Annotated in this window: 6 protein-coding genes and 2 pseudogenes; 3 read left to right on the plus strand and 5 right to left on the minus strand. The window is 45.5% G+C overall.

Going from position 1 to position 13,659, the window contains the following annotated elements; genetic code table 11:
* Window positions 1–237: 237 nt before the first annotated feature.
* A pseudogene (locus F1381_RS00135) lies at window positions 238–1,286 on the minus strand (NAD(P)-dependent alcohol dehydrogenase).
* Between the two features lie 120 nt (window positions 1,287–1,406).
* Here F1381_RS00135 and F1381_RS00140 point away from each other — a divergent pair.
* Both F1381_RS00140 and F1381_RS00145 read left to right on the plus strand, forming a co-directional pair.
* A complete protein-coding gene (locus tag F1381_RS00140; protein ID WP_151732809.1) occupies window positions 1,407–1,823 on the plus strand; it encodes a MerR family transcriptional regulator in 417 nt (138 codons plus the stop codon).
* Window positions 1,824–2,395: 572 nt separating this feature from the next.
* The gene (locus F1381_RS00145; RefSeq protein WP_151732810.1) at window positions 2,396–5,539 is read left to right on the plus strand and encodes an amidase family protein; all 3,144 of its coding nucleotides are present in this window, start codon (window positions 2,396–2,398) and stop codon (window positions 5,537–5,539) included.
* Here F1381_RS00145 and F1381_RS28700 read toward each other — a convergent pair.
* Window positions 5,519–5,716, minus strand: a pseudogene (locus tag F1381_RS28700) (helix-turn-helix domain-containing protein); the annotation flags it as partial. The gene F1381_RS00145 and the pseudogene F1381_RS28700 sit on opposite strands and share 21 nt — an antisense overlap.
* A gap of 144 nt (window positions 5,717–5,860) precedes the next feature.
* On the opposite strand from F1381_RS28700, the gene F1381_RS00155 reads away from it, so the two are divergent.
* Window positions 5,861–10,288, plus strand: a complete 4,428-nt coding sequence (locus F1381_RS00155; protein ID WP_151732811.1) for an endo-1,4-beta-xylanase — start codon at window positions 5,861–5,863, stop codon at window positions 10,286–10,288.
* A gap of 139 nt (window positions 10,289–10,427) precedes the next feature.
* Here the strand turns inward: F1381_RS00155 and sigK are convergent, their stop codons facing one another.
* The 3 genes from sigK to F1381_RS00170 all read right to left on the minus strand — a co-directional run bounded on the left by sigK (window position 10,428) and on the right by F1381_RS00170 (window position 13,540).
* A complete protein-coding gene (sigK, locus tag F1381_RS00160) occupies window positions 10,428–11,129 on the minus strand; it encodes an RNA polymerase sporulation sigma factor SigK (protein WP_150273160.1) in 702 nt (233 codons plus the stop codon).
* Between the two features lie 246 nt (window positions 11,130–11,375).
* Window positions 11,376–12,623, minus strand: coding sequence for an MFS transporter (locus F1381_RS00165; RefSeq protein ID WP_151732812.1), 1,248 nt, complete (start codon window positions 12,621–12,623; stop codon window positions 11,376–11,378).
* Window positions 12,620–13,540 carry a serine hydrolase gene (locus F1381_RS00170; protein ID WP_151732813.1) on the minus strand — a complete coding sequence of 307 codons (921 nt, stop codon included), beginning with the start codon at window positions 13,538–13,540 and terminating at the stop codon, window positions 12,620–12,622. Before F1381_RS00170 ends, F1381_RS00165 begins: the two co-directional genes overlap by 4 nt.
* Between the last annotated feature and the right edge of the window lie 119 nt (window positions 13,541–13,659).

A 13,659-nucleotide genomic window follows, 5' to 3' on the forward strand; every position in this document is an offset into this window, starting at 1 on the left:
GGATCATTTTATCCAAATTATAGCATTACGCTTGTTTTTTTTACATAGGAATGCTCCTTTTTCCACCATTCTTTTGAACTATATGTTTAAATTTACATATAATAGCTACATTTTCCCTATTTAGAATTGAACGCAAAAAGAGCAGCTTATCCGCAGATAAGCCGCTCTTCAAACTCACTAATATTGTTAACAGCCGTAAGATGCCCAGTTGAGATATATCCTTCTGGTCTGTGCTCCTTATTCATTCCCCATCGTGCTGATATCGATTACAAAGCGGTAACGGACATCCGAAGCGAGTACACGCTCCCAGGCGTCATCAATCCGGTCGGCAGAGATAACCTCGATCTCCGAGGCAATATTGTGTTCAGCGCAGAAATCAAGCATCTCCTGCGTTTCGCGGATGCCGCCGATCATCGATCCGGCGAACGAGCGGCGGTGGCCGATCAGCGAGAACACGTTAATTGACAATGGATCCGCCGGCGCACCGACATTGACTAATGTACCGTCCAGTGCCAGAAGCGAAAGATAAGCATCGATGTTAATCTGCGCACTTACCGTATTTATAATCAGGTCGAATGAACCAGCAAGCTGCTTGAATGTTTCCGGATCGCTGGTGGCATAATAATGGTCTGCCCCTAATTGCAGACCGTCTTCCTTCTTCTTCAGTGACTGCGACAGCACAGTAACTTCAGCTCCCATGGCATGCGCAATCTTTACCGCCATATGTCCAAGTCCGCCAAGGCCCACCACGGCCACTTTCTTTCCAGGAGCGGCTCCCCAATGACGCAGCGGCGAATAGGTTGTGATTCCGGCACATAATAGCGGTGCAGCGGCATCAAGCGGAATGGCATCAGGAATCCGGACCACGAAATCTTCTGTCACAACAATGTGAGTGGAATACCCTCCCTGGGTATAATGTCCATACCGGTCGGTATCTCCATAGGTGCCGGTACTTCCATTAAGGCAATATTGCTCCTCACCCTTATGGCAATTGCTGCACTCTCCGCAAGAGTCAACCAGGCATCCTACCCCTACCCGGTCACCTACAGCATATTTGGTAACATGTGATCCCACCTGACTGACAATGCCGGCAATCTCGTGCCCGGGAACAAGCGGATATTTCACCGGCCCCCACTCTCCGCGGGCTGTATGGATGTCAGAGTGGCAGATTCCCGCGTATTTAATCTCAATCAGAACATCATGCGGCTGAAGCTCCCGGCGCTCATGGCAGTCAGCTGAAAGGGACCTTCCTGGCTGAATGTAGCGCGTGCATTTACTTTTATCATAGTGTAACCTCTCTTCCAGTAATAATTGAAATCTGTAAGACCGCTTTACAAATCATATGTTATTACCTAAAGTTAACTCTAAGTCAAGCGCCAAATTCATTTTAGATTGGAGATCCCGAAATGAAGACATATTCCATAACCGAAGTCGCCGAATACTTTAACCTGACACCACATACCCTGCGTTATTACGACAAGGAAGGACTTATACCTTTTATAGAAAGAACTTCCAGCGGAAAACGCGTGTTCAAGGAATCGGACATAGAATCTTTAAAAATCATTGAATGCCTGAAGTCATCCGGGATGCCAATTAAGGAAATTAAACATTTCATTGAGTGGTGCGCTGAGGGGGATTCTACGTTACAGCAAAGATATGACATGTTCCTGGAGCGGAAAGCTTCCGTAGAAGCACAGATGGATGAATTGAAGAGAACGATGGAAGTTATCGAACATAAATGCTTGTATTACAAGACCGCTTTGGATAGCGGTACGGAGGATGTTCATAAAAATATTAAAGTAAAAAGTTCATCCGCTCAATAAAAATGGATCTTCAGCTTCCTAGCTGAGTTTTTAATCCATCTATACTCCGAGCTGCAAAAGAGAAAAGCTCACACCCACATGTTTTTCATTATCTTCCTGTAATCTTGGAACTGCAGGAGACGAGCGCCCGCCTTTGTCTACGGATTTCAACCGCGCACAGCGGTTTAAATTTAAGAAATCCGCAGACAACAGCGGCCCGAAGTCCAAACATTCTCTGGAGTCCCGCATCTACCTGGAATAGTAAAATCACCGGTTCAATCTGTATAGTACATAACTCCGCGAGATCCCCAGGTTTTCATCACTCTCTCATTTTCAATAGCTTTGATAATCTGATCGTGCTGATGGAAAGAAGGAACTTAAACAACAGCCCATCCAAAACGTAACATGTAGTGTTATATAATTATCTAATATTTACTATATATATTACAAATTACCATTATATTAGTCTTTTTTCTTATTAAAACCTAAAATTATATATTAAATTTATAATAATTATTGACTGATCAGAATAACGATGTTATATTCCCTAACATAAATTAATAACATACATAAGGGAGAAGGAGATTTTTGAAATGAACAAGTTAAAACGTCTACGTAAAACTAAAAGAAATCATTTTAAGTCCACCCGATCTGAATATTCATCAGCAAAAAACAACTGGAGTAAAAAGCAAGTTATAGCTACTTCAATTGCGTTATCTGTTATAGCTTCAGGAGTAATTCCGTTTCAAACAGCTGATGCTTTAACTCGAGTTACTTCAGAAAGTGGCACCGTATGGGAGATTCACGATGTTTTTGCTCCCAGCTTAGACACAGGAAGTTTACGTACAGTTGGTGCTACACAAGTACAAGGCTTCGGTAATATCTTTGTTAAAGTGTCATCACCTTCAGCTTCACTGATGAATGGCCAAATGATGCGCGGGTTTAACTTATCGTATGATGGCGTTAATAAGTTCATCTCCACTCAAGCTGTAAATCTAGGCAATGTAATAATTACACGTGAGGTTTATGTTGATACAAAAAATAATAGAACGAGATTCTTTGATACTTTTACTAATAAAAATGATATGGCTGTAAAGGTTGATGTATCTTTCGGCGGCTCTTTAGGATATGGTACAGCATCAAATGCTTCAGTAGTCAAGGCAACATACTCAGATGATCTAAAGGTGACTACAGATGATTCCTGGATTGTTGTAGATAGCAGTGCTAAAGACAATAAACCGCTGGGCGTTGCAGTTGGGTCTCCAGCTCCATTTGATAATGGATTAAGTGGACTAGGTAATCAGCAGCAGAATCCATTTACAACACCATTAGCTGAGTCCGGAAATGAAGCGAATTTTTATGGGTTCATTAATACATTAAATATTGAGCCGGGTGAATCGAAATCCCTGGTACATTATGTACAAGTTGGAGAAGGTGGTGAAGAAGGGTTGAACAATCTGGTTACTATGCTAAATGGGCTTAATAGTCAGCTGGATGTAACCGGATTAACTAACGCACAAATTCGTTCAATTAGTAACTGGGATATATCTGCTATAGAAGGACTTGATACCTCGGACAGCCTGCTCATTCCAAATGCTCCTGCAGTTAAAGAATTAGTAACTTCATCCCCATATGATGTTACGAATAAATCCATTGCAGAAATGCAGCAGGATATGATTAGTGGTAAAACTACTTCTGTGCAAATTACTCAAGCCTATTTAGATAGAATCAAGGCATACGATGAAGGCCAATTGGGCTTCCATGCCTTCCTGCATGTATCTGAAACTGCGCTCAACCAGGCAAAGGCTGCTGACGACGCCCGTGCACAAGGTGCAAAAGGTGATCTGCTAGGTATTCCAATTGCGATAAAGGATATCTATGATACAAAGGATATGCCTACTACAGGCGGCAGCAAAGCTCTTGAAGGCTGGCAGCCTGATTCGGATGCATTTCAAGTGAATAAGCTGCGGGAAGCTGGAGCTGTAATTATTGGTAAAGTAAATACTTCTGAGTTTGCTAACAGCGGAAGCTTTAGTGAGAGCGGCTGGCTTCAAACATGGAATGCACTATATCCATCGAAAACATCCTTTGGCTCAAGCGGCGGATCGGCAGTATCTGTTGCAGCTGATTTTGCAGCAGCAGCAATGGGATCGCAAACAGGGGTATCTCTCTACGCACCTACTACAGGAGCTAGCTTAAAAAGCTTCCGTGGTACAGACGGTATGGCAAGTACTACTGGTGTATTGCCACTCACATGGGGACAAGATTATGCAGGTCCCATTGCTAAAACAGTAACTGACCTGGCCATTATATTGAATGCTACAACGGGTACGGACCCGCAGGATATTTTCACAGTGACTGCAGATGCAGATCATAAGCGTCCAGCGGACTGGAAGGAAGCTCTGGATGCTTATGCATTGCAAGGAAAGAAAATCGGATATATTCCTGCATCCTTTGTCTCCAATTATGCCGATGATGATACTGGACAAGCAGTAATGGATAAGTTCTCAGAGCTTCAAGCAGCGGGTGCGACAATGGTTGAAATGTCAGCAGTTCCATCTGCTCCTAGCCGTCCTTCAGGCATTAATGGTTCTACTGAAGGTTGGGCGCGCTATATTGAGCTTCATAAGAACTTCCCTTACATTGATGGAGCAAGTGTATTGGCTTCAGATAAGGTGCTTATCTATAACCAAAGAGGATATAATCAACCTACGCGTATGACTGAACAGGCTGTACAAGATTACATCAAGTATAGAAGCGACTATAAGGAAGTTATTAAAGGTTGGATGGACGAGAATGGTGTTGATGCTGTTGTTTATGCAGGTTTTATTAGTGACGTATATAACAATGACGCAGCAGCCTCTCAATTAAGTTCTGACCGTGGGACGGGCGTATTAACGTCTAATGTTGGGCTCCCTACGGTAGTTGTTCCTGTAGGAACGAACGACAGCGGATATTCTATCTCTATGCAGCTTGTTGGCAGAGCATGGGACGATGCAGAAATTTTAGGTATGGGTTATGCTCTTGAGCAACAAAGTCAAGCTAGATTACTTACAGCCTTCGCTCCAGCACTTCAATATGTTTCAAGCTCTACTAATCCTGATCCAATAGTAGATAATGGACCAACAAATCCAAACACTGGAGAAGGTACAACGACTCCTCCAGCAACAACGCCGACACCTGCAGAACCAACAACACCTGCAAATAATCCGGAAGTTGATAGTTTTGCAGATACAATGAATCATTGGGCGAAAGCAAGCATTGACGTACTTATTGCTAAGGGGTTACTAACGGGTTATTCCGATGGAACATTTCGTCCTAATTCAGGTTTGACTCGTGCCGAAGCCATTAAGGTAATTGCAACTCACATGGGAGTTGAAGGACAAGAAAGTAAATTTACAGATGTATCTTCAACTCATTGGGCGAATAAGTTTATTGGTGCAGCTGCTGGATTAGGCTTGATGAACGGATATAGTGATGGAAGCTTCCGTCCGGAGGAAAAGATCAGCCGTAGTGAATTAGCGGCACTAATTACTAGAGCCTTCAAGCTAACAGGTACTGGAACTGCATCATTCACAGATGTTAAAAAAAATGCATGGTATTATGATTCCATTGATGCACTCGCATCCACTAATATTATTACAGGCTACGCAGACAATACATTTAAGCCTGAAAAAGATATTACTAGAGCAGAGTTTGCAACAATCGTTTCCAGATTACTGGAAAATACAAACTAAAATAAAGGCCATCCCGAAAAGGATGGCCTTTCTTGCCGTTACAGATAGCGCGGTGAACCTTATCCACACAGATAACGACTTATTCGTAGAATTCATGTGCGCCCTCTTTTCAATCCGGGACACATAACTTCGGCTGATCCACAGCTCCTTGGCAATCTCCCGCTGCTTCTTTAGTTTATTACTAAAAAAAACGAGGATTCTCCTTTAATTTGAGAGTATTAAGTTCCTAAAGTCCAATGCTATAATCCGGGCTAGAAGGAGGTGAGTGTCTAACAAATTTGTAAGCGCTTTATAACAAAACTCGCTGAAGGAGATGTATTAATGAGGAAATCGTTTAAGCAGGTTGTTTCCGGGTTACTCGCAACGGCCTTGCTTCTTCCGATCGGCTTGATGGCCCCGGCAGTCAACGCAGCAGATCTGGCGGCAGCTAACTCGAAAACTGTATATCAAGAAACATTTAAAGATGTACAATCGGTAAATGACGACACAGATATAACGCAATCCGGTAGTCCAAAACTGACGATTGTAAATGGCAAGACGTTTGATGGAAATAGCGATGGAGCAGCTTTATATGTAAATACCCGCTCCAATCAATGGGATGGCGTAGATATCGCCTTCGGAGATATGGGCTTGAAAGTTAGTCAGGAGTATACTGTAACCGTTTCCGTATATGTTGATGATAATGCTAACCCGCCAGCAGCCGGCAAAGCCGTCCTGGAAGTTGTAAGCAATAAAGGTTCAACTGACCCTGACAAAAAAGAGAGTTACACCGGAATCGGTTCCTCTGATTTCAAAGCGGGGCAAGGCATCACACTATCCGCCCCTCTTTCCGTTACCAGTGTTGAGCACACAGCGCTGCGAATCAAGTCTGATGATGCAGGCAACAAGGTTCCCTTCTACATTGGAGAAGTCACTGTCACCCAGGCAGAAGCACCTGTCCAGGCTACTGAAGTCCTTAATCAAAGTTTTGAGGACGGAAACACCGGAGGTTGGAGTAAGCTGGGTTGGGGATCCAACGGTAACACTGCGGTCGTTGACGAACTAGCCTCCCATGGCACGAAATCATTAAAGTTTTCCAATCGGGCCGATGAAAAAGCAGTTCCTGCTCTCGTACTGACTGACAAGATGAAATCCGACCGTAAGTACGACATTTCCCTTAAGGTTAGACTCGGTTCAGGTGAAGGCAATTTCCATCTTGGCTCCAAGATTGATTCCGATTTAGCAAACAATAAGTATCCTTGGGTCATCGGAGACAATAAAGTAAACGCTTCAGATTGGACGTTATTTGAAACGAAAGGCTATGAAATTCCATCTCAAACCAAGGAAGTCATTATCTTTGTTGAACCATCGGGCAATACTTTGACCTCGGACATATACATTGATGAAGTCATCATCACCGATGTGACCCCTGGCCAAACCTCACCGGAGGTTGTAGATAAGACTGGCATCTCTGCAGACTTTGAGAATGGCTTAGATGGCTTCGGTCCACGGAGTGGCAAAGAAACTGTGAAGCTTTCCCAAGATGCTAACCATACGCCTAACGGAAAACAAGGCTTGATTGTTACTACTACTGCACAATATGATGCAGCCCTAGTTAATGCTGCCGGAAAAATGGCAAAGAATCACGAATATGAGCTGTCAGCTTGGGTGAAAATGGCGCCTGGTGAAGCGCCTACAACGCTTCGCATTAGTGTTCAGTATGCTGACAGCGGTTTTGCAAACGTTTCACAAAATGCAACCGTTACCGATTCAGAATGGGTAGAGCTCAAAGGCAAATATACACTCACCACTACTCCAACGGTACTCAATGCTTATATTGAGACAGCAAACGACGACGGCGGCAATCGTACCTTCTACTTTGATGACTTTGTTCTGAAATATTTGGGGCCAGTAGCTGCGGCACCTCCAATTCAAGAAAATCTCCCTAACCTCAAAGACCTTTATAAGGATGAATTCCTGATCGGTAACATTGTTAACCCGGCTACCTTTGACGAGACCAGACTCAAGCTTCTGACGAAGCACCACAATGTCGTTACGTTTGAGAATGATATGAAGCCGGATTATGCTTATGATACCAACAGACAATTTGATTTCACCGCAGAAGATGCTCTGGTTAAAAGGGTACAGGACGCAAACCTGGACCTAGTCGGTCACGTACTCGTCTGGCATGCACAGTCACCTTCATGGCTTCATACCGCTGCTGATGGTAAACCATTGAGTCGCGAAGAAGCTCTGGATAATCTGAGAACACATGTCAAAACCGTAGTAGAGCACTTCGGTGACCAAGTCATTTCCTGGGACGTTGTCAACGAAGCCATGAACGACAACCCGGCTAACCCGACAGACTGGAAAAATGCTCTCCGCAATTCCGGCTGGTTACAGGCCATTGGCCCTGACTTCATTGAGGAAGCATTCCTTGCGGCAAAGGAAGTCATTGACAGTAACGGCTGGGATATCAAGCTTTACTATAACGATTACAACGATGACAACCCGAATAAATCTACAGCCATCTACAGCATGGTGAAAGAAATCAATGAGAAGTACGCCGTAGCTCATCCGGGTAAAAAGCTCATCGACGGAATCGGCATGCAGTCCCACTACAACTTAGGTACTAGACTGGAAAATGTAAAATCGTCGCTCGAGCGTTTTATTTCTTTGGGTGTAGAAATCAGTGTTACAGAATTGGACATCATGGCAGGCACCAACTCTACAATCACAACAAAAGAAGCGAAGCAGCAGGCATATCTATTTGCCCAATTGATGGATCTCTACAAGAAGAACAGCGAGCATATTGCGCGTGTCACCTTCTGGGGATTAAATGACAGCACCAGCTGGAGAGCCGAGCAGAATCCAACCTTGTTCGACAAGGATTTTCAAGCAAAAGAGGCGTTCTACGCGGTCACTGACCCTGAAAAGTTCATAGCGGAAAACCCGCCGAAAGAGCTTGAATACAAGCAATCCAGCGCTTATTATGGAACACCTGCAATCGACGGCTCCGTAGATAGCGTATGGAGCAACGCTCCTGAAATGAAACTGGAGACGAAGCAAATTGCCTGGTCAGGTGCTACTGGAACCGCCAAAGCACTCTGGGATGACAGCAATCTGTATGTGTTGGTGCAAGTCAAAGACGATAAGCTCGATAAATCCAACCCGAATGCCTGGGAGCAGGATTCCGTCGAAGTGTTCGTCGATGAAAACAATGGGAAAACCTCTTCTTTCCAAGACGATGATGGGCAATATAGAGTGAATTTCGAGAACACAGCTTCCTTTAATCCTGAGGAAATTGCTGCAGGCTTCGAATCAAAAGTCTCTGTTTCCGGTACCAACTACACGGTTGAAATGAAAATCCCTTTCAAAAAAGCTAAACCTGCGAACAACGCCAAAATTGGTTTCGACGCGCAAATCAATGATGCTAAAGACGGCAGCCGGATCAGTGCAAACGCATGGAACGATGCATCCGGTCAAGGATACCAAGACCCTTCCGTATTCGGAGAATTAACTTTGACTGGCAAACCTTCTCCAGGCAATAACAATGACGGAGACAGCGGTGGAACCGGTACTCCATCCGCCGGTACGGTCCACAATAACAACGGTGTGGTGTCCATTCTGCCTGCTGTAAAAGTCGGGAACGGAACAGCCACCGCAACAGTTTCAAGTGCTAGCCTAAATAAAGCAATTGACCAGGCTTCTCCAGGTGCGAATGGCAAGAAACAGGTTGCAATCGAGATACCGAAGCAAGCAAATGCGCAATCCTATGTAGTACAATTGCCTGCTTCATACCTGCAAAGCAACAGCAATATTGAGTTTATACTTAAGACGGATAATGCTGAACTTATTATTCCGTCGAACATGCTGTCTAATATGACAGGGCAAGCAGATCAAGTATCCATTCAGATGAACAAAATCCCGGGGGATAGCTTGAATACAGGAGTTCGCGGAAAAGTGGGCAGCCGTCCAATTATCGAACTTAGTGTAAAAGCTGGCGACAAAGTTATTGCTTGGAATAACCCTGCGGCCCCTGTAACAGTATCCATTCCGTATACAGCTGCGGCACAGGAGCTTGCCAATGCAGATCAAATCGTGATCCTAACCATTGACAGCCAAGGGCAGGCAACAGCTGTGCCAAGCGGACGCTATGATGCGAAGAGCGGTTCGGTTGTATTCAAAACAACTCATTTCAGCACCTATGCTGTAGCCTACGTAATCCCTTCCTTTACTGACATGCAAAATATACAGTGGGCGAAACAAGCTGTAGAAGCAATGGCTGCACGCGGCGTAATCACGGGAATCTCTGAGGATAGCTTCGCACCTGCGGATTCTATCACGAGAGCAGACTTTATTACCTTGCTTGTCAGAGCGCTTGAATTGAAAGGTTCCAGCACGAATGCGGCTACCTTCAGTGATGTACAGCCTACGGCTTACTATGCGCAAGCTGTAGCTATTGCACGGGAGCTCGGAATTACATCAGGATTTGAGGACAATACCTTCAAACCGGGCAGCAGCATTACCCGTCAAGATATGATGGTCCTTACAGCAAAAGCCCTGAAAGCAGCCGGTAAGCCATCTGCCGGAAGCGGAAATCTGACTTCTTATTCCGATGCAGAAAGCCTTTCCACTTACGCCATGGACAGTGCAGCTTTCCTTATAGGAAGCGGAATCGTCAATGGCAAGAACGATAAAATTGCACCAGCCGATTCATTGACCCGCGCTGAAGCAGCAATGATTCTTTATCGGATCTGGAAGATGTAGAATGAATTATTAAACAGCTGATAAAAAAGACTGCCTCCGTCATAAGCAGACGGAGGCAGTTTCTCTTTACATATAGCAATCTCCCGCAGTTCGAGAGTTTCTGAGTTAATGTCTCATTCCTGCAAGCAAATGTCCTACCTTACCGCTTCGCCTTATAAAACTCATGATACAGCTTCATGAGCGCCCTTTTCTCTATCCTTGACACATAACTCCGCGAGATCCCCAACTCCTTCGCAATCTCCCGCTGCGTCCGCTCCTCCCCGCCGGTATCCAGGCCGAAGCGGCCGATGACGACCTCTTTTTCCCGGTCATCCAGGATGTCCAGGTTGCGGTAGATCTTGCTCTTCTCGATCTTCAGATCGACTTCCTTTATGACATCATCCGTCTCGGAGCCAAGGATATCGATCAGGGTAATTTCATTACCTTCCTTGTCTGTCCCGATCGGATCGTGGAGCGATACGTCTTTACGGGTCTTTTTCAGGCTGCGCAAATGCATCAGAATTTCGTTCTCAATACATCGGGCGGCGAAGGTGGCCAGCTTGGTGCCTTTGTTCGGACGGTAGCTTTCAATCGCCTTGATCAGGCCGATGGTGCCTATGGAGATGAGGTCCTCCATGTCTTCGCCGGTGTTGTCGAATTTCTTGACTATGTGCGCGACTAAGCGGAGATTATGCTCAATCAGCAAATTACGGGCTTTGGCGTCCCCCTCGGCCATCAGCTCTAAGTATTTGCTTTCATCTTGTTCGGACAGGGGCTGGGGAAACGCATTGTTTCTGACATACGATACGAGCAGCGTAAGCTCTTTGATCAACAACGCAATGGTGCTAATGATTCCCGGCAATTTGGCGACACCTCCCGCACATGTACAATGAAACCGGTCAGTAAGGAGAACTACGGGTTCATGGTCCTTTTATTGTATGTGGGTAGGTGCCCAGAAGTGCTTGGACGCCGGAAATAGGTACAGCCTCAGGAACTTTTTATCCGCTGCTGATGCAGTAGGCATTTTCAAGGAGACTGTATATAGTTTTCCAGCTCTGCGATCAGGTTTTCTATTTCAGCTTTATCTTTAATTCGATAGGCCTCTCTTTCATGCAGCCGCCCCTACCTTTACATTGGATTTCCGGTATACGGTGAGGTAACCGATGGAAGACAGCAGGCTCAGCAGGATATTGGCACCGATCAATAGCTGGTAATTGTGGAACAGGTCATAGTTAGCCCCGCCTGCGATCCCCGAAATAGCCCCGCCTGCCTGATGAATACATATTAAGAAACCGGTCAGCATGCCCGCAGGGATTCCTTTCTTCTCAAGCGTTTCATTGGCTAACAGGATCCCGCCCGGTAAAGCGCCCAAATAACTGGCACCGAATATCAAAGAGAAGAAGAGGGGACTGACGGGAAAATTCAAGAATAAGATAACAAAAGCCGTAACTCTAACGATATAAAGACAGCCTAAGGCCAATTCCCGTCTCATCCGGTCTAGCAGAAAAGAAAAGACAATGCCTCCCGAAAGCTCAAGGACCCCCAACAGCGACAAGGAAGAAGAGAAAATCATCTGATTCGCTCCCGCTACCTGATAAATGGCCATGAGATGCATTTCGACTGTCCCCATACTGAACCCGCAGGTAAACAGCGCAATCATCACCACCATAATTCGTCTATCCTGCAAATTCCGCACAAAGCTCATCGCTGAACGGACCTTTAATTTCTCACGCGGCCGCTCACTGTGCAGCTCCGTTTCAAGCCTATTCGCAGGATTTCGGCGGACCACCAAGAAGGTAAACACACAAAAAAGCAGCCCGGAAGCAAAGGTCACCCAGTAGAGCTGAATCCAGCCGAGCCGGCTTTCATTAAGGATAAAGATGGGGCTCAGAATCGCAAGTCCCAATGAATTAGAGCTGTTGAGAATGACCAGAACCTTGGCTCTATGACTGGAAAACCAGTCGGCTACAAAGATATAATTGGCAGAGGCCGCTATTCCAATCAGTCCGGACAATACTCCGAAGCCTATAAAATACCCTGCTGTATTCTGAAAAAGCAGAAGTGTGCCTACGGATGCAGCTCCCAGTAAGGAGCTTGCCATCATCACTTTTTTGTAGCTATATTTATCGATAAGATAGCCGCCTATAGGCGAGCACACCGCTCCAATGATAATACTGAGAGACCAGGTCGTCCCCAGAAAGCTTCTCCCCGTCGAAAGCTGGCGGGATATATCCTCCTGATAATAGGATTGTACGAAGCGGTTAACCGAACCAACAAAGCCGTATATCCAAAAATAAAGGATCAGGAACCATGCATAACGGCTCCCCGCCGAGAATGCCTTAAATGTAGGCTTCATTTTGAGCTCTCCCATACCAACCGGGTAATGCGGCCGACCGCCTCATTGATTTTAATGAAATCATCCTGAATAGAGTCCGTTAGAAAAACGAACACCGGAAGAGTATCACCATCGATAAAACCGCAATCATTGATCACTGTATACCCAGTGTCGGCAATGATCGTTCCAATCTGATGTCCGGTTTCGGCCTCCGCCTCAGGGGGCAGCCTGAAAGGCATCCGGTTCTTGGAGGTTTGCCCCTTAAGAATGTGGATTCCCAAGGCTGTAAGCTCCGGACTTGCGAGCTTCCCGGTGATGAACCTTCGGATCAGGCTCTCCAGATCGCCCGCTGTGGAGTAGTTGTGTTCCGCGAAGTTAAAGCATTCCGCTCTTAGAAGCACCTCCGGTCTTGCGAAATATTCCTGGTTATTCAATGAGAAGGAGTAAAAGTCCTGCCAGGAATCTATATGTATCGAAGGGGCTATCCCGTATGATCGCATGTTAAGCTCAAGAATCGATAAATCAATTTGAGTGTTCTTCAGCCCCAGCCCGGCAAAACGCCGGTTCAGCGCATCCTTTGAAAGCCGGGTTATAAAATAATCGGCAATGAGGCTGTCATTTAAGGCAATCATAAAGGAGAGGAGCTCCAAGACAGTGGCCGGCGCCCCGAGATGCCTCATGCCAAAATAGGTCCCAGGTGCGGATACATGATCCTGACGTTCCAGATCAATTTGTTCTTCTAAACTTATATTCCCTTCATCGGCCTGCAAAAGCACTTCAATTAAAATCAGCATTTTAATCACGCTGGCCATATGAAAACGGCGATCTTCATTTATAGCGAACCTTTCAACCGCTTGCCCGCGCCCTTCGGTAATCTTAATTCCAAAGTCCGCCTTGATGGAGGATAACAGCTGACCAATCTCAGCTTGAATACTCATTCCATTCACTCCATTTCATAGAGAAAGGCCAGCCGGAATATCATCCAACCAGCCTTGCTCTGCTAGTCATTAGGATTTCGGGTTAACGATGGTTTTGCCGGCCAGACGCATGCAGGAGA

The sequence above is a fragment of the Paenibacillus tengchongensis genome, from assembly GCF_008973665.1.
Classification (GTDB): domain Bacteria; phylum Bacillota; class Bacilli; order Paenibacillales; family Paenibacillaceae; genus Paenibacillus_AQ; species Paenibacillus_AQ tengchongensis.

Excerpts from the sequence above, each read along its gene's own strand:
- F1381_RS00140 (WP_151732809.1), top strand. The coding sequence starts at position 1,407 with ATGAAGACATATTCCATAACCGAAGTCGCCGAATACTTTAACCTGACA.
- F1381_RS00145 (WP_151732810.1), top strand. The coding sequence starts at position 2,396 with ATGAACAAGTTAAAACGTCTACGTAAAACTAAAAGAAATCATTTTAAG.
- F1381_RS00155 (WP_151732811.1), top strand. The coding sequence starts at position 5,861 with ATGAGGAAATCGTTTAAGCAGGTTGTTTCCGGGTTACTCGCAACGGCC.
- F1381_RS00165 (WP_151732812.1), bottom strand. The coding sequence starts at position 12,623 with ATGAAGCCTACATTTAAGGCATTCTCGGCGGGGAGCCGTTATGCATGG.
- F1381_RS00170 (WP_151732813.1), bottom strand. The coding sequence starts at position 13,540 with ATGAGTATTCAAGCTGAGATTGGTCAGCTGTTATCCTCCATCAAGGCG.